Origin of the sequence: Psychrobacter sp. NPDC078929, assembly GCF_050267985.1 — a bacterium.
Classification (GTDB): Bacteria; Pseudomonadota; Gammaproteobacteria; order Pseudomonadales; family Moraxellaceae; genus Psychrobacter.
The window spans coordinates 21,734-43,984 of record NZ_JBNNFX010000008.1; the positions used below are offsets into that span (position 1 = coordinate 21,734).

Annotated in this window: 20 protein-coding genes, 2 tRNA genes and 1 pseudogene; 9 read left to right on the forward strand and 14 right to left on the reverse strand. The window is 43.4% G+C overall.

The window, feature by feature from the left end; all coding sequences use genetic code 11:
* The first annotated feature begins 62 nt into the window (after positions 1–62).
* The 4 genes and pseudogenes from ACQKCG_RS06155 (at position 63) to ACQKCG_RS06170 (ending at position 3,185) form a co-directional block, all read left to right on the forward strand.
* Positions 63–773 carry an AraC family transcriptional regulator gene (locus tag ACQKCG_RS06155; protein ID WP_101205991.1) on the forward strand — a complete coding sequence of 237 codons (711 nt, stop codon included), beginning with the start codon at positions 63–65 and terminating at the stop codon, positions 771–773.
* 89 nt (positions 774–862) lie between these two features.
* The gene (locus ACQKCG_RS06160; protein ID WP_101205990.1) at positions 863–1,798 is read left to right on the forward strand and encodes a DMT family transporter; all 936 of its coding nucleotides are present in this window, start codon (positions 863–865) and stop codon (positions 1,796–1,798) included.
* A gap of 559 nt (positions 1,799–2,357) precedes the next feature.
* A pseudogene (locus ACQKCG_RS06165) lies at positions 2,358–2,579 on the forward strand (alcohol dehydrogenase catalytic domain-containing protein); the annotation flags it as partial.
* 39 nt (positions 2,580–2,618) lie between these two features.
* Complete coding sequence (locus tag ACQKCG_RS06170) at positions 2,619–3,185, forward strand: NAD(P)-dependent alcohol dehydrogenase (RefSeq protein WP_404944632.1); 567 nt, start codon at positions 2,619–2,621, stop codon at positions 3,183–3,185.
* Between the two features lie 301 nt (positions 3,186–3,486).
* Here ACQKCG_RS06170 and glmS read toward each other — a convergent pair whose 3' ends face one another.
* The 7 genes from glmS to hisF form a co-directional block, all read right to left on the reverse strand.
* A complete protein-coding gene (gene glmS, locus ACQKCG_RS06175) occupies positions 3,487–5,331 on the reverse strand; it encodes a glutamine--fructose-6-phosphate transaminase (isomerizing) (protein WP_101205989.1) in 1,845 nt (614 codons plus the stop codon).
* Between the two features lie 182 nt (positions 5,332–5,513).
* On the reverse strand, positions 5,514–6,890 hold the full coding sequence (glmU, locus tag ACQKCG_RS06180; RefSeq protein ID WP_101205988.1) for a bifunctional UDP-N-acetylglucosamine diphosphorylase/glucosamine-1-phosphate N-acetyltransferase GlmU: 1,377 nt from the start codon (positions 6,888–6,890) through the stop codon (positions 5,514–5,516).
* 206 nt (positions 6,891–7,096) lie between these two features.
* Positions 7,097–7,678, reverse strand: coding sequence for a phosphatidylglycerophosphatase A family protein (locus tag ACQKCG_RS06185; protein ID WP_101205987.1), 582 nt, complete (start codon positions 7,676–7,678; stop codon positions 7,097–7,099).
* A 3-nt stretch (positions 7,679–7,681) separates the two neighbouring features.
* Positions 7,682–8,713, reverse strand: coding sequence for a thiamine-phosphate kinase (thiL, locus tag ACQKCG_RS06190; protein ID WP_101205986.1), 1,032 nt, complete (start codon positions 8,711–8,713; stop codon positions 7,682–7,684).
* A 14-nt stretch (positions 8,714–8,727) separates the two neighbouring features.
* Entirely contained in the window at positions 8,728–9,570 is an 843-nt protein-coding gene (gene nusB, locus ACQKCG_RS06195; RefSeq protein ID WP_227522961.1) for a transcription antitermination factor NusB, read from the reverse strand.
* A gap of 216 nt (positions 9,571–9,786) precedes the next feature.
* Positions 9,787–10,305 (reverse strand): 6,7-dimethyl-8-ribityllumazine synthase, encoded by a 519-nt coding sequence (gene ribH, locus ACQKCG_RS06200; protein ID WP_057762077.1) that lies wholly within the window; start codon positions 10,303–10,305, stop codon positions 9,787–9,789.
* A 185-nt stretch (positions 10,306–10,490) separates the two neighbouring features.
* Entirely contained in the window at positions 10,491–11,273 is a 783-nt protein-coding gene (gene hisF / locus ACQKCG_RS06205) for an imidazole glycerol phosphate synthase subunit HisF (RefSeq protein WP_101205985.1), read from the reverse strand.
* A gap of 185 nt (positions 11,274–11,458) precedes the next feature.
* Here hisF and ACQKCG_RS06210 point away from each other — a divergent pair, with 185 nt between their 5' ends.
* From ACQKCG_RS06210 to ACQKCG_RS06220, 3 genes are all read left to right on the forward strand, one after another.
* A complete protein-coding gene (locus tag ACQKCG_RS06210) occupies positions 11,459–12,622 on the forward strand; it encodes a homoserine kinase (protein ID WP_101205984.1) in 1,164 nt (387 codons plus the stop codon).
* Positions 12,623–12,694: 72 nt separating this feature from the next.
* A complete protein-coding gene (locus ACQKCG_RS06215) occupies positions 12,695–13,024 on the forward strand; it encodes a hypothetical protein (RefSeq protein WP_227522960.1) in 330 nt (109 codons plus the stop codon).
* On the forward strand, positions 13,025–13,945 hold the full coding sequence (locus ACQKCG_RS06220; protein ID WP_101205983.1) for a class II glutamine amidotransferase: 921 nt from the start codon (positions 13,025–13,027) through the stop codon (positions 13,943–13,945).
* Between the two features lie 24 nt (positions 13,946–13,969).
* On the opposite strand, the gene ACQKCG_RS06225 is transcribed toward ACQKCG_RS06220, so the two are convergent.
* Both ACQKCG_RS06225 and ACQKCG_RS06230 read right to left on the reverse strand, forming a co-directional pair.
* Positions 13,970–14,557 carry a YchJ family protein gene (locus ACQKCG_RS06225; protein ID WP_101205982.1) on the reverse strand — a complete coding sequence of 196 codons (588 nt, stop codon included), beginning with the start codon at positions 14,555–14,557 and terminating at the stop codon, positions 13,970–13,972.
* A 59-nt stretch (positions 14,558–14,616) separates the two neighbouring features.
* On the reverse strand, positions 14,617–15,333 hold the full coding sequence (locus ACQKCG_RS06230) for a metal-dependent hydrolase (protein ID WP_101205981.1): 717 nt from the start codon (positions 15,331–15,333) through the stop codon (positions 14,617–14,619).
* Between the two features lie 126 nt (positions 15,334–15,459).
* Here ACQKCG_RS06230 and ACQKCG_RS06235 point away from each other — a divergent pair, with 126 nt between their 5' ends.
* Together ACQKCG_RS06235 and ACQKCG_RS06240 are read left to right on the forward strand one after the other, a co-directional pair.
* The gene (locus tag ACQKCG_RS06235) at positions 15,460–16,539 is read left to right on the forward strand and encodes a DUF3025 domain-containing protein (protein ID WP_101205980.1); all 1,080 of its coding nucleotides are present in this window, start codon (positions 15,460–15,462) and stop codon (positions 16,537–16,539) included.
* A gap of 296 nt (positions 16,540–16,835) precedes the next feature.
* On the forward strand, positions 16,836–19,673 hold the full coding sequence (locus tag ACQKCG_RS06240) for an aconitate hydratase (RefSeq protein ID WP_101205979.1): 2,838 nt from the start codon (positions 16,836–16,838) through the stop codon (positions 19,671–19,673).
* Positions 19,674–19,771: 98 nt separating this feature from the next.
* Here ACQKCG_RS06240 and ACQKCG_RS06245 read toward each other — a convergent pair whose 3' ends face one another.
* The 5 genes from ACQKCG_RS06245 to ACQKCG_RS06265 form a co-directional block, all read right to left on the reverse strand.
* The gene (locus tag ACQKCG_RS06245) at positions 19,772–20,425 is read right to left on the reverse strand and encodes a LysE family translocator (RefSeq protein WP_101205978.1); all 654 of its coding nucleotides are present in this window, start codon (positions 20,423–20,425) and stop codon (positions 19,772–19,774) included.
* 292 nt (positions 20,426–20,717) lie between these two features.
* Positions 20,718–20,793, reverse strand: a tRNA-Glu gene (locus ACQKCG_RS06250).
* Positions 20,794–20,941: 148 nt separating this feature from the next.
* Positions 20,942–21,017: transfer RNA gene (locus tag ACQKCG_RS06255), tRNA-Ala, on the reverse strand.
* Between the two features lie 122 nt (positions 21,018–21,139).
* Positions 21,140–21,505, reverse strand: coding sequence for a hypothetical protein (locus ACQKCG_RS06260; RefSeq protein ID WP_101205977.1), 366 nt, complete (start codon positions 21,503–21,505; stop codon positions 21,140–21,142).
* Positions 21,506–21,621: 116 nt separating this feature from the next.
* The gene (locus ACQKCG_RS06265) at positions 21,622–22,140 is read right to left on the reverse strand and encodes a hypothetical protein (protein ID WP_101205976.1); all 519 of its coding nucleotides are present in this window, start codon (positions 22,138–22,140) and stop codon (positions 21,622–21,624) included.
* Positions 22,141–22,251 lie beyond the last annotated feature (111 nt).

Consider the following 22,251-nt stretch of genomic DNA (forward strand, 5'->3'; position numbering starts at 1 on the left):
AAATAGCTAACCAAATAGTGAGCCAAGACACGACACAATAGTAGCAATGTGGAAAATGCTGAATGATTAACACGCTCTCGATTAGGTCATACACTCGTCAGACTAGAGGACATTCTCATGACTTTCATCAGATTGTTTTGCCTTTGCGAGGGGCAATCAATATCGAAGTTGGGAGCTATACTGGAAAAGTTATCCCAAGCGAATGTGTTGTCGTTAAGGCAAATGAAAAGCACTACTTTAGCGCTGAAGAGAATGCAAAGTTTATCGTTGTGGATACAGATCTGTTGCCAGAAAATGTGCTTCATGCATCACAAATTGTTTTTTCTATAAGTTCTCCATTGTTGGCTTTTTTGGAGTTTTCAGAAAGTCAGTTAAGGTATCAAATCAATCCTGAAGTAGAGAGATTAATGTTTGATACCTTTTATAAGCTTCTAGAACAACAAAATCTATTTGTGCAATATGACGCTCGAATTAGAGAAGTCGTCGCATATATTCATCACAATTTTGCTAAAAACCTTTCTGTCGAAGTGTTGGCGGATATCTCTTGTCTCAGTGCCACACAGTTCAAAAAGAACTTCAAATCGCAAACAAGCCAAACCGTTACTGAGTACATCACAAAGATCAGAATGCAAAAGGCGCAAGCTTTGTTACTACATACGGATTCACCTATCGCTATCATAGCCGAACTGGTTGGTTATACGGATGTTAGTGCTTTTAGCCGCCGCTTTTCTAAATATTTTGGCATTGCCCCTTCCAAATTAAAACACGTCTAACCAGACATGCAAACCGTCTAATCTGCACAAATAGTAGTCTATAACCCTCTATAATAATGTTATTCATTATAACGTTAGAGGTAGCTACTATGCTGCAGAATAAATCTAGTCTAAGTGCTATTTTATGTGTGATAGCTGCCAGTGTTCTTTGGGGAACGACAGGTACAGCCTCTGCTTTTATACCTGACGTTAGTCCATTAGCCGTTGGTGCGTTTTCGATGGGGATAGGCGGTGTATTGCTAGTATTGAATGCTAAGAATAATTTATTAAGCGATAGACAGAAACTACTTTCTAAACCCAGTCTCTTATTCATCGGTAGTCTATGCGTTGCTATCTATCCTTTGGCTTTTTATTCCTCCATGAGATTGGCAGGTGTCGCTATTGGTACAGTGATCTCAATTGCTAGCGCACCATTTTTCACTGTTATCATGGAGCGTCTAATTAGCAATAAAAGAGTCACTAGTCGATGGATGGTAAGTTTTATATTTGGTGTGGTTGGCGTTATTTTTCTTACTTTAGGGAAAACCCAATATTTGGATATAAGCGCACAAGCAAATAATCGAATACTAGGCGTGTTGTTAGGGTTAGTTGCAGGATTGACCTATGCCACATACTCATGGACAGCACGTCAAATGATAGAGAACGGGGTAAACTCGAAATCAGCGATGGCCAGTATGTTTGGTCTGTCGGCGATCTTATTGTTGCCATCATTATTATTAACAGGGGGAAACCTGTTTTTGGATGCAAAACATATAAGCGTTGCCCTATATCTGGCAATTGCGCCGATGTTCTTTGGTTATTTACTTTTTGGTCAAGCGTTGAGAGTGATTGAGGCGAGCAAAGCGACGCTTATCACGTTACTAGAACCTATCGTGGCCACTATATTGGCTATCATTATAATCGGTGAAATATTCTCTCCTATCGGCTGGCTAGGCATGTCACTCATGATAGTCTGTCTTTTATTGCAGGTAATGAAGACGCCAAAACTGACAGGTTATCGAGGAAGGCGTGCACTATATAAGTAATCAAACAATTAGCAAAACAATGTTGCTGATAACAAGCAGTGTTTTTGATGAGTGATTGCCTACTAAGTATGACTCTTTGTATGACGTTAGTCTAAAACTGGTAAGTTGAATGGATTAGTTGGGTCAGTCTTTGCTATAGTCTGTCCAATCAAATTTATTGAAGAAATTGTTTACCTCTTATAGCACTATTTTAATTTTACTAATAGATTGATAGCTGCTAGAGCGATAAACCAATCACTATAAATTAATCTCTAAAAAAACTAGAAAATAAGGAATAACTATGATTAATGCATATGCAGCAAAAGAGAAAGGTGGCAAATTTGAGCCTTATGAATATGATCCAGGTGCTCTAGGCGATCACGAAGTAGAAATCGAAGTATAGTCAAGTCTATATAAATCCGCTACAGCGTCATCCTCGCTAAGCATACTAATGTATAACTTGCACTCGGTTTCCTTGTATCGAAATTATATTGAACTGACAATACATAGCTGCGGTATCTGCCATAGTGATTTATCAATGTGGCAAAATGAATGGGGTATGACTTAATATCCGTTTGTCGGTGGGCATGAGGTTGCAGGTAAAGTCCTCAATAAAGGCAAGCACGTCAAGCATTTAGAGTTGGGCGACAAAGTGGGACTTAGTTGGCATAAAGGGTACTGTAACATTTGTGATCTATGCATCGATGGAGACCACAACCTATGCCCTGAGCAAGAAGGTACAATTATCGGTAACCACGGCGGCTTTGCAGATAAAGTACGCGCAAAAGATACTAGCGTCATCAAGATACCTGAAGGGCTTGATTTTAACGCGGTAGGACCACTGCTATGTGGCGGTATCACAGTGTTTAACCCACTTATGCAGTACGACATCAAACCAACTTCTAGAGTGGCTGTAATTGGTATTGGTGGCTTGGGTCATTTGGCATTGCAGTTTGCCAATGCGTGGGGCTGTGAAGTGACGGCATTTACCAGTGAATCAAAAATGGAAGAAGCAAAAGAGATGGGCGCTCACCATTCACTAAACTCAAGAGATGATAGCGAAATTGAAAAAGCCGCAGGTTCTTTTGATTTAATCATCTCAACAGTGAACGTTGATATGAACTGGGATGTCGTGATCAAAACGCTAAGACCAAAAGGTAAGCTGCATTTTGTTGGACTGCTAGAAGCACCACTAGAGATATCGGCTGCACCAATGATTATGGCTCAAAACAGTCTATCAGGCTCGCCAGTTGGCTCACCAGCGACGCTACGTAAAATGCTAGATTTTGCTGCGCGCCATAATATTCAGCCCGTCACTGAAACATACAAAATGTCTGAGATTAATGAAGCGTTTGAGCGATTAGAGAGTGGCAATGCTCGCTATAGAGTGGTGCTAGAGAGAGACTAAACGTCGTTACAGGCAACTAAAACAAGCCACCAAATAAGCACAATAATAGTGATACTCTAATTAATAGATAGAGTGTCACTATTTTTTTGTATCGAAATTCTGCTTTTCACCAGTTTTTAAAATATGAGGATTATTTGGAGCTGGATATAAGTATCTTTATTTAATTTTTGCTCAGGCAATTATTACTACTTTTTTAAACTGCTAGTAGGTTGTTTTAAAACTATAAAAAAACCCTGCTACTGAGTTTACAATAGCAAGGGTAAATATTTGTCTTTTCAGAGCTGTCGTAGAGTAATTCTTCTTATTCTACCGTGACTGATTTTGCCAAATTGCGCGGTTGATCGACGTCTGTGCCACGCATTACTGCTACATGGTATGACAACAGCTGCACAGGCACGCTGTAGACGATAGGGGCGAGCGTCTCGCAAACATCAGGTACATATACTAAGTGCAGTCTATCTTCTGCGACCATTTGACTGGCTTCGCTAGCGAAAACAAATAGCTCGCCATGACGCGCATGCACTTCTTGCATGTTGGCTTTTAATTTATCAAACATACTGTCTTTGGGCGCTAGTACGACGATGGGCATGTCTTTATCGACCAATGCTAATGGACCGTGTTTAAGCTCGCCTGCCGCATAACCTTCTGCATGAATGTAGGAAATTTCTTTTAGCTTTAACGCACCTTCTAGCGCAATCGGGAACTGTAGACCGCGACCTAAGAATAGACAGCTTTTCTTATCTTCAAAGCTTTCACTCATGGTTTTGATAGGAGCATCAAGGTTTAAGCTGGCGTAGAGTTGTCCTGGTAATTGATGTAACTCACTTAATAACGTATTTAACTGCTCGTCAGTCATGCGTTTCTGCGTGACACCAACTTTTAATATCAACAATATCAAAGCCACAAGCTGAGTGGTAAATGCTTTGGTAGAGGCGACGCCAATCTCAGGTCCTGCTAACGTCGGCAAGAAAATATCTGTTTCACGTACCAGCGATGACGTCGGTACATTACATAATGCCAAGCTGACTAAGCCTGCTGGTGTTTGCTTCTGGATATCACGTAACGCTGATAAGGTGTCTGCTGTTTCACCAGATTGAGAAATACAGATGACCAAAGTATTATCGACGACGACAGGATTGCGATAGCGGAATTCGCTGGCAACCTCGACCGAGCAAGGTATACGAATAAGGCTCTCAAACCAGTATTTTGCGACCATACCAGCGTGATAACTGGTACCACAAGCAATCACTTGCACATGACGAATACCTGACAATAGTGTCTCATGACGCTGTAAAAAATCGTCGCGTAGTTTAGTCGTTTCACCATTGTCCAAAGCCATCTCGATCGTACGAGCGACGGCATCTGGCTGCTCGTAAATTTCTTTGAGCATATAATGCTTGAACTCGCCTTTATCGGCATTATGCTGGGTTGCATCAATCTCATGTATCTGACGTTGGACTTCAACACCATCTGCATAAACTTGAATGCTATTGCGAGTTAATTTGGCGATATCGCCTTCTTCTAGATACATAAAGCGGTTAGTCACTGGCAGCAAAGCCAACTGATCTGATGCGATAAAATTCTCACCGATACCAACACCAATCACTAAAGGTGAGCCTAGACGTACAGTAATGAGCTCATCAGGGCAATCTACGTGGACGATACCCAATGCAAAAGCACCGTGCAGTAGCGGGATAATGGTGCGTACTGCTTCTAACAAGTCAGGTGTCTTTTTGTAGATATCATGGATCAGATGCGCCACAACTTCAGTATCTGTCTGTGAAGTAAACACATAGCCCTTGGCTATTAGCTCTTCTTTCAGCTCAGCGTAGTTTTCGACGATGCCGTTATGTACGACCGCAATTTTGCCTGACACGTGTGGATGCGCATTACGCTGTGCTGGCTCGCCATGGGTTGCCCAGCGTGTATGAGCAATACCGATATGACCATCAAAAAACTCTGGGTTGATAGCAACGGCATTAACCAGTGCCTGTACTTTACCCACTTGGCGCTCACGGTGTAGTTCACCATCACGAATAACCGTCAGGCCAGCTGAGTCATAGCCGCGATACTCTAAACGCTTTAGGCCTTCAAGTAAGATATTAGCGATATTTCGCTCAGCAACGGCGCCTACAATTCCACACATGGCTATTCCTTAGATTCAAATTTTAGTAGTTCAATATATAATGGTGCAAGATCAAATAATTTGGTTGGTCATTAATGATGAATCATCAACAGATAAATATGATGAAGCAGCACCACAAAGATTGCCGTACTGCTTAGGTTTATTCAAAAATGACTGAGGTTGGCTAAACCACCAATGAGCAATTATTTTTTAGTTGGTCTTTGAAAGTCGTTTTTTTGTACTTGACGCGCACGACCAAACGCTAAGGCACTACAATCAACGTCTTTGGTAATCACAGAACCAGCGGCAACGGTAGCTGTATCGCCAATCGTCACTGGAGCGACTAAGCTAGCATTGGAGCCGATAAACGCATTGTCTTCAATGATGGTTTGCGATTTATTAGCACCGTCATAATTACAAGTAATGACACCAGCGCCGATATTAACGCCTGTACCGACAGTCGCATCGCCGACATAGCTTAAGTGATTTACTTTACTGCCTTTGCCGATAGTCGATTTCTTAATTTCGACAAAGTTACCAACTTTGCTATTATCAGATAGTACGGTATCAGGACGCAAGTGCGCAAAAGGCCCGATATCAACACCAGCACCGATATCAGCGCGATCGATCACGCAATACGGTTTGATGTAGCAGGCATTACCAATCTTGGCATTTTTGATGACACAGCCCGCTTCGATATAGACGTTGTCACCCAAGGTACAGTCACCTTCAAACACCACATTAACGTCAATAAATACATCTTGACCAGCGCTTAACGTACCACGGATATCGACACGAGTAGGGTCGGCAAACTGTACGCCAGCTTCTTGTAAGTCAGCAACTAGCTTACGTTGCCAAGTGCGTTCTAGACTAGCAAGCTGTTGACGATTATTAACTCCTTCAATCTCAAACGTATGCTCAGGCTCAATCGCTGCGATAGTAATACCATCGGCAACTGCCATTTTGACGATATCCGTCAGATAATATTCTTGCTGTGCATTATCGTTAGAGAGCTCAGGCAAATATTTGTGCAGTAATGCATTATCGACGCAGTAGATACCGCTGTTAATTTCTTTAATACTTTGCTCTTCAGCATCGGCATCTTTTTGTTCAACGATGGCTTCAATATTACCTGCTTGGTCGCGTTTAATACGACCCAATCCAAATGGATTATCGACAGTCAACGTCAGCATCGACATACCATTAGTATTGGCAGTTTTTAATGCCGTTAGCGTCTCACAGCTGACCAATGGCACATCACCGTAAAGAATGAGACTTTGTCCTGACTTGGGTAAATCAGACAGTGTCACCTTGACCGCATGGCCAGTTCCCAATTGCTCAGTTTGAGCAACCCAAGTAATTGATGCTTGTGTATATTGATTGGTAATTTCTGACTTTACTTGATCGCCACCAAAGCCATGAACAATGATGGTTTCATCAACAGTGAGCTGATGGCACGTATCTAGTACATGGCCTAATAAAGACTTCCCAGCCAATGTCTGCAATACCTTTGGCTTTGCCGATTGCATACGTGTGCCTTTACCGGCAGCTAAAATAATTACAGAAAGAGGAGATGTCATAATAGGCTCGCAAATGTAACAAAATATAATATTGGATTATAGCGCAAATGTTCAGTTAGAAAAACACTGTGATGTGCAGGCTTTGTAATGCAACCTGCTAACAATAGATCAATTGTCGATGCAGGAGAGTAGCGTTCAAATTGATAACGTTGCTAGGATAAGCGATTATAGAATAGCCAATTCAGTATCGTAGTAGTATGGGTAGCTTATAACAGCACACCAAACATAACCGCTACCCATACTACTGCTGCCATGATACCGGCGATGATGTCATCAAGCATAATGCCTAACCCACCAGCAACCCTTTTATCAGCCCATCCAATCGGTGGCGGCTTAACGATATCAAAAAATCGAAATAAGATAAAAGCGAAAACAATGGCGAAAATAGAAAGCTCTTGAGACACATTTTGCCAGAAGTTATCGTCAGCAATCCCCATATAAGACAAGGGTAGTAGGGTAATCCAAATACCTGCCCACTCATCCCAAACGATATGCGGATCATCATGACCTTGCATCAACTCAGCAGTACGTCCGCAAATCCAAACGCCCAAAATACAAGATAGAATTGTCAAAATGAGAAAAGGTACAAAGCCCAAACTCAACAATGGTATGGCAATGATTAACCCACCAACAGTACCCCAAGTGCCAGGTGCACGGCGCGGCAGACCACTACCTAAACCTAGCCCAAGCCAATAAACCACACGGTCAAGCACGCTAGCACCGACTGGTAAGGGTGGGCAGTCATTTGCTTTACGGATGTCAGGCTTAGATAAGTCGTGATCAGTCATGGATTAGCCTGTAAAGTGTTGGTAACCAGTAAGATTAGGCCACGTTAAAAACGGTGCGGGCTGAGTTGGCGTCACTGGCTGATTTTTATAAAACAGTTCAAGACGTGAGTTATCAGGAGACTTGGTATCTATCGCTATCGGATCTGCTAGTGCAATTACCTCGCCGATACAAGTGACAGGTGTGTTGCCAGTAGGCGGTTTGATATGTGCAGGTAAGGTAAACGCTAATTCGTAGTCATCGCCGCCCGTTAGTTGACATAACAAACGCTCAGATAACTCTACCGTGGCTAGTAACTCGCTACTCGGTAGCTTGTCTAAATGGATGCGCATGCCTACAGAGCTTTGCTGACAGATATGCCCAAGATCTTGATAAAGACCGTCAGAGATATCTATCATCGCTGTGGCACCGATCTTTGCCAATGCTGCACCTAGTGCAATACGCGGCGTTGGCATATGTAGACGATGTGCCAACTCGATACCTTGTGCGCTGTCAGGATGTTGCAAGGCGAAAGCAGCATCACCAAGTGTGCCTGAAACATAAACTTTGTCACCAACTTGCGCACCTGATCGATAAATGGCTGGTGTATCTGCAGCGAGCAACCCTTGCGCGCTGATGCTAAGCACTAAACGCTCACTGCGCGTCGTATCACCACCTATCAGCGTCACGCCAAACAGCTGGCAAGCATGAAACAGCCCTTTGGCAAATTCAGTAAGCCATTCGTGTTTTGCCAAACGTTCAGGTAATGCCAGCGCTAGCATAATGCTATGCGGCGTCGCACCCATAGCAGCGATGTCTGAGACATTAACGGCCACGGCTTTATAGCCAATCGCAAATGCTAATTCGTCGACTCTTTGCCAGTCAGCATGAAAGTGACGACCTTGAACCAGTGTATCAATACAGCTAACCAAGCGTGATCCTGCTGGCAATGCCATCACAGCCGCGTCGTCACCGATACCTTTTTCGATACCAGTTAATGGCGCATGCGTGGCCTGCATCTGTGAGAATATACGCTCAATCAGCTCAAACTCGTTCATGGCTAGTCTTAGTCTTAATCTTTAGTATCGTTAGCGTTTTTCTTACTCGCCTTAAAGTCACTGATATTTGCACTGGCTTTACTGGCACTACTGCGTTTAACGTTGGCTTTGTTAGCACTGATACGCGGCTTGTTTGATGCAGTCGGCTCATCGACGATAGCGCTTTCTGTTTCAGCAGCAGTTTCGATATTATCGGCTGAACTTACTTCAGGCTGTTTAGCCGCCGCTTTTTGTGACGTACGTAGATTGGCATTGGTATCTGCTTGTACCTCTAAAGCGCGCAGCTCACCAGCCATTTTATCCAGTACCGCATTGATCAATTTATGAGCATCAGTCGCCCCAAAGTGATTGTTTAGCTTCATCGCTTCATCAAGCACGACTTTATAAGGAATCTCTACACGGTTTTGCAGCTCATACGCGCCAATCAACAAAATAGCGTGCTCAACCGTATCTAGCTTATCAACCTCACGATCGAGATGCTGACTGATAATCGCATCGAGTGCTTCAATTTGCTCTGGGATGTCGCGCATCATTTCATGATAATAACCGATATGGACGGTATGCATAGCATTGGTTGCACGCGTACGGGCAGCAATATCATGTGGAGCATTGGCTTTCCAGCCAAGCTTGCCATCTACATCAAAGCGGCGGTCGGTGACGAGCCACTCATATAGACCTTGCATAGCAAAGCGGCGCGCCTTACGGATAGCGGTGTGACTGGTCTTATAAGAAGACTCACTCATATCGAAGGTTTGATCACCTGCACTACTGCTCGCTATACGGGTAGCTTCAGCTTGTCCATCATTGGCTTGTGCGGTTTTCGCAGCGCTGATAGCGCGCTTGAGTTGGTCAGTCATAGGGGGTCTGTACCTAAATTTTTGAGATGATACCCAGTCAAAATATAAATTAACAAAGTAGCTTTTTAGCTTTGTTTATTCAAAATTTTAAAGGGTATAGAAATACGGCGAAAATTCAAAAAATAGCCAGTGTGTTGATAGCTGGCGTCATGTTACAAGGTGCTGCTATTGCTCAATAGCAGCACCAGTTAGACTAATAAATTTGAGCTTTAAGGCTTAAGCTTCATCGATATCATCAATATCAAGCTGTGACAAAACAGCGATCATTTCTAGCACAACCATCGCAGCTTCAGAGCCTTTATTACCTGCTTTTGTACCAGAGCGCTCAATAGCTTGCTCGATGCTATCAGTGGTGATGATACCGTTAGCAACAGGGATATTATAATCCATTGCCACAGCGCTCAAACCTTTGGCCGACTCGCTAGCTACAATATCAAAGTGCGGCGTGCTGCCACGGATGATTGCACCCAATGCCACAATTGCGTCAAAACGATCTGATTCCGCAGCGCGCTGGGCCACAAGAGGTAGCTCAAATGCGCCAGGCACGCGAATAACGGTAATATTGCTACCCAATACACCATGACGGAGTAGGGCATCAATTGCACCATCAACTAATGACTCAACGACAAAACCGTTAAAACGACCAACAACGATACCAATGCGAGCATCAGCGTTTTGATGTAGGTTACCATCGATATGAGTCACGTCGTTGCGCTGCTGTTGTAAATTCGACATAAAAAATCCTTTGCTTAATAAGCGTTCAATTGAAATATAGGCGTCAATAAATAGCTAAATAGTCTGATGCGTTCAATCGATTCGGTCACCTATTGTTTTGGCGTTGCCCTAGTTAATTGAACGAAAATAAATGGTTAGCGCTATGATAGCATTTTTTTGGGTTTTATTTGTATATTACGAGCGTGCTAAAGACGCATCTGTATTCCTTGCGCTGCCATATACTCTTTGGCCTCCAATACCGTGTACTCACCGAAGTGAAAAATACTGGCGGCAAGTACGGCATCGACACCGCCTTCTAGTACGCCTTCTGCTAAATGTTGTAGGTTACCGACGCCGCCTGAGGCGATAACTGGTACATTAACGCGGCTCGTAATTTGCTGCATCAGCGCCAAATCATAGCCTTTTTTGGTGCCATCACCGTCCATCGAGGTGACTAGTAATTCACCAGCGCCCAGCTCTGCCATTTTGCTCGCCCAAGCAACGGCATCGATACCCGTTGGCTTACGGCCACCATGAGTGAAAATCTCCCAACGTGGTACGACAATACCATCGACGTTGATATCAGCGACGCGTTTGGCATCGATGGCAACGACGATACACTGGTTGCCAAATTTCTGCGCGGCTTCACCAACGAACTCCGGCGTAAATACGGCTGCTGAGTTAATCGCCACTTTATCCGCGCCAGCATTGAGCAAATTGCGGATATCAGCAATTTTTCGAACACCGCCCCCAACAGTTAGCGGAACGAATACCGTTTCTGCCATGCGTTCAACAGTATGATAAGTGGTGTCGCGCTCATCATTGGTCGCAGTAATATCCAAAAAAGTAATCTCATCAGCGCCCTGTTCGTTGTAGCGTTTGGCTACTTCGACAGGATCGCCTGCGTCTTTTATATCGACAAACTGCACGCCTTTGACCACGCGGCCATTGTCTACGTCCAAGCAAGGAATGATACGCTTTGCTAACATAGGGTCTTTCACCTTATAATCAATTCATAGGCGCTAGTCTAGCAAAATCACTGCTATTTCAGGCAGGTTTTCGCAAGATTATTACGCTTTTCACCATAGTTTTATCATGCGCGGTACAATTGCTGTCATTACCGCATAAATTTATCCTATTTAACTTCTTATCCAATTGCTATAAGTGAGATGTCATGTCCGTCTATACCCAGTTAACCGATGATCAGTTTGCCACCTTTTGCCAAAGCTTTGGCGTGTCGTTTGCCCGCGCGATTCCGATCACTCAAGGTATTAAAAACTCAAACTGGTTTATTCAAACGACTGACGATGTAGACGGCACGTACTCTTACGTATTCACTTTATTTGAAGAGCGTCCACCTGCTGATATCGAAAAAATGGCCGTTATTCTTAATCAATTAAATGGCAAATTACCAGTTGCCGCGCCGCTAGCCGTTGTTGAATCAAATGGTTCGCAAACGGATAACGATGATAAGCGTTATGTCATCCATTATGAAGACAAAGCGATTACGCTAGTGCCGTGTCTAACAGGTTCACATCCAGATCAAACCACGCAAGCAATGTGTCATGATATTGGCGCGGCATTAGCGATGCTGCATGAAACGCTACAAGCACTACAACCAAGTGAGCAATATGGCGTGCCTTTGTACCCATGGGCAGATGTGCGCGACCGTGAAATGCAGTTTATGCCAGGTGACGAAGCTAAGCTGATGAGCGATATCTGGCGCTCTTATTCGGAATTACCACTGGCAACCTTGCCAAAAGGTTTATGCCATTTAGACATGTTCGCTGACAATACCTTATGGAATCTACAAAAAGGCGAAGCGCGGCTGACGGGCCTGTTGGATTTTACCGAAGTCAGCGTTGAGCATTATGTGATGGATATTGCGATCACTATCAATGATTTTTGTACCACGTGGGGTGTTGCAGAACAAGGCGAATCCGTTAACTTTGATCGTAGTAAAATGGCAGCGTTCTTACAAGGTTATGAATCGATTCGCCCGCTAAATAACGACGAAAACCGTGCACTACCTGTTATGCTGGCAAAGGCAGCAGTGATTTTCTGGTTATTACGCCTAAACGTGATTCACTACAATCGTACCGAAGGCCGTACGGGTGATAACATCATGGTCAAAAACCCTGACTTGATGAAACGCTTGGCTGCTTATCATTGGGCGCATGTTGAAAAGTCGCAAAATACCGTATTTGTACTATTAAGCAAACCAGATAATCAAATAGTCGGCGTATTTAGCAGTATCACGCAAGCTGAGCAAGCGCAGGAAACATTAAATAGTAGTGAGTTTGCAATCAAAGAATATACGCTAGATCAATTGTCTTAAGCATTGCCTATTCATTTATTCTAGTACCAATGCTAGTACTAATTTTAGTACCGAAACCTTAGAGGCGACCCCATGACCGATCAAGTTGATAACTGGCACAAACTGGCGCGCTACGATACCAATATGCAGGGTGAGCTGCACGCCAACCTACTACGTAATAACGGCATCACCGTGTCCTTGCAACCGCTCAGCGCTATCCCAGGTATGAACTCGGGTATCGTTCTCTGGGTAGAGGATACGGATTTGGTAGAAGCTCAGTGTATCTTAGCGACCATTCCAACCGATGGTGCAGCCTTACTAGATGAGATGAGTGATGCTGACTTTGATGCGCTATCTGCTGCTCAAAGCAATCCTATTCAAGGTAACTCGATAATAGACGACAATAAAGGCGGTGAACTGTAAATGTGTCAACTCTTAGGAATGAACTGTAATACCCCAACAGATATTGGCTTTAGCTTTGCAGGATTTCGCAAGCGCGGCGGGATGACAGACAGTCATGAAGATGGCTTTGGTATTGCGTTTTTTGAGCGCAGCGAATGCAGCAATAATGACAAAGCTAACGATGAGACGGCAAATGACTCAACGGGTCTGCGTTTGTTTCATGACAATCGTCCAAGCCATCTATCGCCAGTCGCCGATTTAGTCAATAACTACCCAATCAAAGCCATGAATGTCATCGCGCATATTCGTAAAGCGACGCAAGGGCAGAACTGCTTGGCAAATACCCATCCATTCGTCCGTGAAGTTTGGGGCGAGCAGTGGGTGTTTGCGCACAATGGGCAGATGAATAGCGAATTTATCAAACGCTGTCAGCGCCTACAAGACAACGGCAATGCCTCACACTGTCAGCCAGTTGGTTCAACTGATTCTGAAATGGCATTTTGCTATTTGGTCAATCGTCTAAAGAGTAGCTTTAAGTCACGCCCTGATGACAAGACACTGTTTAATTTCTTGACCACCCAGTGTCGCTATCTCTCTGCCAATGGGTTATTTAATTGCTTAATATCCAATGGTAGGTGGCAACTGGCTTATGCAGGTAGCTTACTGTTTTATCTTACGCGCAAAGCACCATTTGGTGAAGCCAAACTCGCTGATGATGATATGGCGATTAATTTTGGTGATGTGACCACAGACACAGATAAAGTCACTATTTTAGTCACCGTTCCATTGACTGAAAATGAGAAATGGCAACAATTGGCAGTCAATGAATGTTTAATTTTTCAAGATGGTGATGTCATTTATAAAGACAGTCCAAGCCAGCGTAAATTTTTGACCGTTGATGAAGGTATTGCAATTGCACGAGCCGTTGGAGCGAGTGTTTAGGGAACGATAAATAACTAAATTTTTTTAAATATAACTTCCACAACACCGTTTAAACTTTTCACCCGACCCACAAATGCACGGTTGCTTTTGGCTGACAGTCATCGCAACCGTTGGATCTAAAAAGTACCAGCGCGTATCAACGTTGGCTTTGTGTTTAGCTTTTACAAAAGTAGACAGTTCATGATGCGCCTGTATTTTTCCTGCTAAATCACCTGCATTATCTTTAGCATTAAAATAAGCCTTAAATTCAACCTGTGCATGCCTCTTACCCAGCTTTGGCTTGTGTTCTACAATCTCTAATCCTGCCCAATCTGTCTCTTTAGCCCAACTCTTAATCGCCTGAACGTCAAGCAAGCCTTGCTGCGCAGGTACTGTGGTCTTGACGATATAGTCTGGTTTCACGAGTACAAACGCACTATAGCGCGTACGCATGAGCCGTTCGGCTGTCTCCGCTTTTATACCATCTGCTTCGTCAACCTCATCATTATAAAAAGCACCATTATAAAAAGCATCATGATAAGGCTGGCAGCAGTTTTGATAGGATAGCGGAGCGTTTGCCGTCTCTGCTGTTAGATTGATTTGGCAAGGGCAAGTATCTGGGTAAGATTGCATGTTTTACTCTAATTTTTGTTTGGGCTTATTCGTTTAGGCTCAATGGTCTTTTGATAACTTTATTGCAGCATGCTTTTTATTAATTCTGGCAATATACCGACTTTGAGCTGCGCCCATGCGGAAGGATCACTTAGTCGTGACCAAAACATCTCAAAAGGCGGGGCGGCATACACCAGTAGCGCAAGGATAGTGTATAGAAGCAAATACCACCATTTGTCTTTTGGCTGATAAAACTTCATCGCCGTGCCCGATGAGCGCTTCATTTTCATATTGGACAAATTGACGCTATACAGCTCGTCCAATGACAAATGTACCATCGCGCCACCAAATAAAAACAGCCCATAAAACCAGCTGGTCGTCAGTGGTAGGTGCAAGCCATAATAACTTAGGCACGTCAGACCCAATCCCAGTATCGCCATATACGGCACAGAGTGGATGACACCGCGATGCACCGTCATAGTAGTAAAAATATGAAAAACCACATAACGCATAAAACCGTAGCCCGCTAGCCACAATACTATCAATGCCAGTAAGCTCAAATCACTACGCCAATGCATGACCAGCCCAAAGGCAAATATAAACGAGGTGATATTAAAACCGAGCTTAATCGGTGTTGAATTATCAGAATCCAAGTCTGGCAGCAACCCACCGATAGTACCAAGCGCCACGCACACCAGAAATCCTGAATCATCAATCAATCCAGCTTTATAAACCGTCAAACTCAGTGTGCCGCTGACCATAAATGCGACATTTAAGTGGGTATTAAAATTTGCCATAAAACTCATTCATCCATAGCGCTCAAAAAGTCCTTTCGAGCGGCGTATCTAGCAGTAAAAAAGCGCACCATGATACCATAGACCGTCCATACGTCTAATAGAGATAGCCTGTAAGAGAGAGCTTCTATGCCTGCCAGTGATTTACCCGCCACACTTAACTCTGATATTCATACTAAGCAGCTGCCTGTAGTAGAAGGTCAGCTTGATCACAGCTTTGCTGCTATTGATTGGCAAGCGCCTTGGTTGTCGCACATCACTCAATTGGGTTATATCAGCAATACGATTGAACGCCTTAGTCGCTCAGAACCGCAGAGGAATAGCTTGGATAGTTTAGGTACTTTGGGTGATCTAGAAAGTTTGGATAATTCAAAAAGCCCAAATAAGCATGATATAAATGCTTCTGACATCAATACGCCTGACACGATTGCCAAGGTCTTAAAAACAGCAATGACGCAGCAGGCTGATCACTTAGAGCAGCCGTTACCGCATACCAAACCTACTCATGACCACAAATCTCAAACGCTACAGTTCGTTTCTCAAAATGTATTGCCTGAAGGGGAAGCCTATGAACAATTTATCGGCACAACTGGCAATATCCCGACGCGAGATAACTTACATGATTTGTTTAATGGCAGTATTTGGCTGACCTTTCCGAAGACTAAAGCTATGCTCAATTACTACCATATGCTAGAAATCGCTAAACAAGGCATTAGTGAGCGTCGAGGGCGTGTGCGCGACACTATTACTGTCTTTGATGAGAATGGCGCAGTGCTGGTCACGGCAGACCCAAATATTGGTGAAGCATTAGTGGATTTTGACTGGCAGGCAAGTTTGGTGAAACCGCGCGCTAAATGGGACAACCCAGCACAACCGAATACAAGTGCTCAGGCAGCAGTCTATATCTTTGGGCATGCACTGCTTGAGCAGTTGGTACACCCACGCAAACCTCTATGCGCTCACAGCATTGTCATTCACGTTGCACAAGAATTCTTTACCTTATTGTTAGCTGAACGTATGCGCTATTTGGATGACAAGGTTGCCGAATACATGGATACATTATTATCCAATGATGAAGTCAAACCGCGCCAGCTTGCGCCGTTACCTATTTTGGGAGTGCCGCATTTTTGGGCAGAAAATGCCGATACTGACTTTTATGAAGACAGCTACGTGTTCCGCAGTGGGCGACGTAAAAAAGACAAAAAATAAATAGAAAGGGATTGCTTAAAAATAGCTCGCTAAACCGTTGTTACGTTTACGATTGTGCCACGATTCGACAACGTCCAGACGTTAACAAAGCCTTGTATGTTTGTTATGGTAAAAGGGAGTTTCTGTTAATCACTACAGATATGATTATCTCTTTTGTTAACACAGACTTATATCAGACAGTTTTGCGAAACTGCGATATTGATTCAAGACAGATCAATCATTTATTGAGCCACCAGTCATACATAAACTTATAATAATTTATGTCCAGGATTTATAACAACGATAAGGAAGCTATCATGAGTGATATTTTTGATGTAAAAGACACCCTTTCGGTTGCTGGCAAGGAACATGCCTACTACAGCCTGCCAAAGCTGACCGAAACTTATGAGCATATCAAGACACTACCATTTTGTATGAAAGTGGTATTAGAAAATCTATTGCGTAACGAAGATGGCGGCCAGTCGGTTGGCAAAAACCATATCGAAGCGGTTGCCAACTGGGATGCAGGCGCTGAAGCGTCAAAAGAAATCGCCTTTATGCCAGCGCGTGTGGTATTGCAAGATTTCACTGGTGTACCTTCGGTAGTTGATTTGGCTGCGATGCGTGATGCAGTGGTCGAGCTTGGCGGTAAGGCTGAGCAGATCAATCCGTTTATTCCTAGTGAGCTGGTCGTCGATCACTCTGTACAGGTCGATGCTTATGGCCGCGAAGATGCGCTAGATTTGAACGAAAAAATTGAATTTAAGCGTAACAATGAGCGCTATGAGTTTTTGCATTGGGGCAAGCAAGCCTTTGAAAACTTCGTCGTGGTACCACCAGCGACAGGTATCGTGCATCAGGTTAACCTTGAGTATTTAGCCCGTGTTGTGATGGCAGCAGACGTTGATGGCGAGCTGACAGCTTATCCAGATACAGTATTTGGTACAGATAGCCATACCACGATGATTAATGGTATTGGCGTACTTGGTTGGGGTGTGGGCGGTATCGAAGCTGAAGCTGCGATGTTGGGTCAACCGTCATCGATGCTGATTCCACAGGTAGTCGGTTTTGAGTTAAAAGGTAAGCTAACCGAAGGCGTCACGGCGACCGATTTGGTATTACGTGTGGTTGAGATGTTGCGCGCACATGGCGTAGTGGGCAAGTTCGTCGAGTTTTATGGCGAAGGCTTACACAGTATGCCGCTAGCGGATCGCGCCACCATTGCCAATATGTCACCAGAGTATGGTGCGACTTGTGGTATTTTCCCAATTGACCAAATGGCGATTGATTACCTGCGTCTATCAGGCCGTGATGAAGAGCAGATTGAGTTGGTTGAAAAGTATGCTAAGGCGCAAGGCTTATGGCACGATGCCGATACACCTGCGGCGACTTATTCAAGCAAATTAGAGTTGGATCTGTCTTCAGTACAGCCAGCACTTGCTGGTCCGAACTTGCCACAGCAGCGTATCAATTTGTCTGATATGCATGAGAAGTTCGGCGAAACGCTAGAAAAAATGACCAAAGATCGCAAGTCAGAAGTAGAAGGCAAAGTACGCTTTGATCAAGAAGGCGGCGAGCAAGAGCAAGCTGAACACTTGGCGGCTGAACCGAATATCGAAGTTGATACCAGTGATGACAATGCAGGTTATGCGCCAGCTAACAATGTCTTCTCAAATGTCAGCATCGATGACAAACAACACAAACTACGAGACGGGTCGGTAGTTATTGCTGCTATTACTTCTTGTACCAATACTTCAAACCCAGCAGTAATGATTGGTGCAGGTCTAGTGGCCAAAAAAGCGGCTGCCAAAGGTCTTAAAGCCAAGCCTTGGGTTAAGACATCGCTCGCACCCGGTTCTAAAGTAGTCACCGACTATTTAGAAAAAACCCATCTGATGGATGAGCTAGAAAAAACAGGCTTCTATCTAGTCGGTTATGGCTGTACGACATGTATCGGTAACTCAGGGCCATTGTCAGAAGAGATCGAAAAAGGCATTGAAGAAAACGACTTAGTCGCGGCGGCAGTACTGTCTGGTAACCGTAACTTTGAAGGTCGGATTCACTCGCATGTCAAAGCCAGTTATTTAGCATCACCACCGTTAGTCGTTGCCTACGCGTTAGCAGGTACAGTCGATATCGATCTGACCACTCATCCGCTAGGACAGGATCAAGATGGCAATGATGTATTTCTAAAAGATATCTGGCCGACCTCGGAAGAAATTAACGAGTTAATTGCCAACAATATCGATGCTGATATGTTCCGAAAAAACTATGGCGAAGTATTTGACGGTAGTGCAGCATGGAACGCAATTAGTTCAGCGGATAGCCAATTGTATCCATGGGATGAAGGGTCAACGTACATCAAAAATCCACCGTTCTTTGATGGTATGACCATGGAGCCAGAAGGTATCCCTGATATCGAAGGCGCGCGTATCCTAGGTCTATTTGGTGACTCGATTACTACCGATCATATCTCACCAGCAGGTAATATCGATCCAGACTCACCAGCAGGTAAGTACTTGCAAGAGCGTGGTGTGATGGAGGCGGACTTCAACAGCTATGGCTCACGTCGTGGTAACGATGCAGTTATGACCCGTGGTACTTTTGCCAACATCCGTATCAAAAACACGATGATGGGCGGTAAAGAAGGTGGCTATACTTATTACTTCAAAGATGACAGCGCTACGTTACAAGATGGCGAAGAAATGCCTATCTATAACGCAGCGATGAAGTATAAAGAAGATAAGCGTCCGTTAGTGGTATTGGGCGGGGCAGAGTATGGTTCTGGTTCGAGCCGTGATTGGGCAGCTAAAGGTACCATCCTGCTAGGCGTAAAAGCAGTTTTAACCAGCTCGTTTGAACGTATTCACCGTTCAAACCTAGTCGGTATGGGTGTGCTGCCATTGACGTTTAAAGATGGTCAAAATGCAGAAACCTACAAACTAGATGGTTCTGAAGTGCTGAGCATCACGGGTCTAGATAATGGTGAGAGTAAAACAGCCACGGTTACGGCTACACGTGCTGATGGTTCGGCAGAAACCTTTGAGGTAAATGTTGGTCTACAAACGCCAAAAGAGCGCGAATATGTGCGTCATGGCGGCGTATTGCACTATGTACTACGTCAATTGGCTGCTGAGAGCAAAGAAGCTGGCTAGTAATTAGTTAAGCTTTATATGACAAAAAGCCCAATCTCCTTCAAAGTAGGGGATTGGGCTTTTTTATGAAAGACGTTTTTTCTTCTTGTTACTTTACTCTACGCTTTTTCATTCAACAGCTTAATTCCTAGCCCCATAAATACGACACCACTTATTTTATTCATCATGGATTCAATTTTTGGATTCTCTCTTAGTTTTTTGCTGAACTTTGACGCCAGCAGCGCCAAACACAAGCACCATATAAAACCTGTGGTGGCAAAAGTCAGTCCCAACATCAAAAATGACAGCATGCCATAAGCATAACTAGCGTCGATAAACTGCGGGAAGAACGCCAAGAAAAATAAAGCGACTTTTGGATTAAAAGTATTGGTCAACACACCTTGCTTATATATTTGCCAACCATCTACAGCCTTTCGGCTAGTCACGTTCTGATCTTTGGACAAATTGTTTGCTATCGAGCTCGAGTTTTTGCTCAGTAGCATTTTTAGACCCAAATAGCACAAGTAAGCCGCACCGATATATTTGACGATCATAAAAGCGGTAGGGGAGTTGGCAAGTAAGACGGACAATCCTAGCGCTGCCAATAACGTATGTACCAAAATACCCGAAGTAATGCCAAGAACAGAATAAAACCCTGCTGTTTGCCCCTGTGAAATACTACGGGTGATGATGTACATGCTATCCGTACCTGGCGTTAGGTTTAACAAAATAGCCGCCAAGATAAACCCCAGATAATTCTCGATACCAAACATCGCAATCACTTCCCTTTAATCACGCTAAGCCCCATCATTTATAGTAGGTAGCTGCACTTTATAAATACGCTTGTCAGGTCGATGTTAACGAGTATTAGATAGGTTGGCAATAGCGCTATCAACAGTAAGCTAGCAGCTATTAATAATAAGCTAACGACAACAGAATAGAGGATGTTGAGAAATGACAGACATAAAAAAGCCCAGTCACCATATGATGACTGGGCTTTTTTATTGTTCGCTTATTAGTCTAACCTGATGCTAAGCAAAAGTGCTAATAAGTGACGCCGAATAGTGGCGTCCCCAGGGGGATTCGAACCCCCGTTACCGCCGTGAAAGGGCGGTGTCCTAGGCCTCTAGACGATGGGGACGCATAGAGTGTTATAACCAGTGGTTACAACGGTACTTCACAATATCAGATAGCTTAGTGAATAAGCATTGCCTAGGTGCTGATATCGTCCTACTAGCGAGTATTTATTATTACGTTTCAGTAATACTGAGCGTTGCTATAAATAAGTATGGTGGAGCTAAACGGAGTCGAACCGTTGACCCCTTGCATGCCATGCAAGTGCTCTACCAACTGAGCTATAGCCCCTCGCTAAGAGTGTGCGTATTTTATGTAAGAGCGACAGTCTTGTCAACACCTATTTCAAAAATAATTCATAAATATGCAAAAAAAAGTGATTTAGCCTATTTTAAAGGCTCAGCAAGCCCAAATTAGCGTGGATTTTGCTTAAGTGCGATCTCTTTGATGGCTTTATCGGTATAAAACTCTTCTTCGCTGCCATCAGAAAAAATAATCGCACAGCATTCAGTTGGCATATATTGGCCGCCTTTTTCTCGGATCGTTCTTATGCCTTTGACGCCAATGATGTCATATTCGCCCAATTTATCTAGATTATGCTTGGTGTAACCGCAGTAAGTGCTGTATATCCATTTTAAATCTTCGAAGTCTTGGCCCTTGGTCAGGGTCAAAGTTGCATCAAACAGCTCCTTTACGATGGCATCATAATATTTCTGTGCTTCTTTTAGCGTGTTAAAGACATAATCTTTGCTTTCTATCGTGACGGTTTTGGCGGCCATGTTTAGTTCCAGTTTATAAGAAGGTTTAGCGAGTTATAAAATATACAGTCCATCTATTTTATAGGTTCTTATCTAGAACTTGTGAGTTTTATAAACAGACTATCCGAAATAGATTATTAGATAGCATTACCACCGGCACTATTCCATGCTTTAGTAAATCCTATTACAGGGAAGTATGTTTTTTCATTATTAAACTGAATCTCAATAGGTGAGGTAGCTATTTTGAATAGATTGACAACATAATTATGACCACGTTCTGTTTGAGGAGTTAGACTAAAATAGTAACTGCTAGAATCTCTAAATTTTTGGCACCAACGTGACATTTTAACTGCTTGTCCATTGAATATCATTGTTGTGCTGTCAGGTATAGTAGTTGTGTATTTGCAGCTATTAATATCTGCAGCATGATAATCGCTAAAATAAAGCCTTTGACCTCCTGACTTCGAATGACTTATTTCAGCTTCAAAAAATTTAGCTTCAGCTCCATAGTTACTAGTGTACTTAATCCATGCTGATCCATTACCTAGCTGTGCCCATGACATAAAGTCTTCGATTTCTGTGGCATAACTTTGTGTTGAAATCATACTGCCTAGAAATAATGATATTAACAGCTTTGTAATTTTCAAATCTTTCATCTCCAAATGAATTAAAATATGTAAGGCTTAGGTAAGAGTCTACAACATTTTAGTTTTATTGAGAAACTCAAATTTTTGATAAGAAAAAGCGTGAATTTTGCTATTGCAAAA

Coding starts and splice junctions, on each gene's coding strand:
- ACQKCG_RS06245 (WP_101205978.1), bottom strand. CDS start 20,425: ATGTTTGGTATCGAGAATTATCTGGGGTTTATCTTGGCGGCTATTTTG.
- ACQKCG_RS06210 (WP_101205984.1), top strand. CDS start 11,459: ATGTCCGTCTATACCCAGTTAACCGATGATCAGTTTGCCACCTTTTGC.
- thiL (WP_101205986.1), bottom strand. CDS start 8,713: ATGAACGAGTTTGAGCTGATTGAGCGTATATTCTCACAGATGCAGGCC.
- ACQKCG_RS06155 (WP_101205991.1), top strand. CDS start 63: ATGATTAACACGCTCTCGATTAGGTCATACACTCGTCAGACTAGAGGA.
- nusB (WP_227522961.1), bottom strand. CDS start 9,570: ATGACTGACCAACTCAAGCGCGCTATCAGCGCTGCGAAAACCGCACAA.
- ACQKCG_RS06240 (WP_101205979.1), top strand. CDS start 16,836: ATGAGTGATATTTTTGATGTAAAAGACACCCTTTCGGTTGCTGGCAAG.
- ACQKCG_RS06230 (WP_101205981.1), bottom strand. CDS start 15,333: ATGGCAAATTTTAATACCCACTTAAATGTCGCATTTATGGTCAGCGGC.
- ribH (WP_057762077.1), bottom strand. CDS start 10,305: ATGTCGAATTTACAACAGCAGCGCAACGACGTGACTCATATCGATGGT.
- ACQKCG_RS06185 (WP_101205987.1), bottom strand. CDS start 7,678: ATGACTGATCACGACTTATCTAAGCCTGACATCCGTAAAGCAAATGAC.
- hisF (WP_101205985.1), bottom strand. CDS start 11,273: ATGTTAGCAAAGCGTATCATTCCTTGCTTGGACGTAGACAATGGCCGC.
- glmU (WP_101205988.1), bottom strand. CDS start 6,890: ATGACATCTCCTCTTTCTGTAATTATTTTAGCTGCCGGTAAAGGCACA.
- ACQKCG_RS06215 (WP_227522960.1), top strand. CDS start 12,695: ATGACCGATCAAGTTGATAACTGGCACAAACTGGCGCGCTACGATACC.
- ACQKCG_RS06220 (WP_101205983.1), top strand. CDS start 13,025: ATGTGTCAACTCTTAGGAATGAACTGTAATACCCCAACAGATATTGGC.
- ACQKCG_RS06265 (WP_101205976.1), bottom strand. CDS start 22,140: ATGAAAGATTTGAAAATTACAAAGCTGTTAATATCATTATTTCTAGGC.
- glmS (WP_101205989.1), bottom strand. CDS start 5,331: ATGTGTGGAATTGTAGGCGCCGTTGCTGAGCGAAATATCGCTAATATC.
- ACQKCG_RS06225 (WP_101205982.1), bottom strand. CDS start 14,557: ATGCAATCTTACCCAGATACTTGCCCTTGCCAAATCAATCTAACAGCA.
- ACQKCG_RS06260 (WP_101205977.1), bottom strand. CDS start 21,505: ATGGCCGCCAAAACCGTCACGATAGAAAGCAAAGATTATGTCTTTAAC.
- ACQKCG_RS06235 (WP_101205980.1), top strand. CDS start 15,460: ATGCCTGCCAGTGATTTACCCGCCACACTTAACTCTGATATTCATACT.
- ACQKCG_RS06160 (WP_101205990.1), top strand. CDS start 863: ATGCTGCAGAATAAATCTAGTCTAAGTGCTATTTTATGTGTGATAGCT.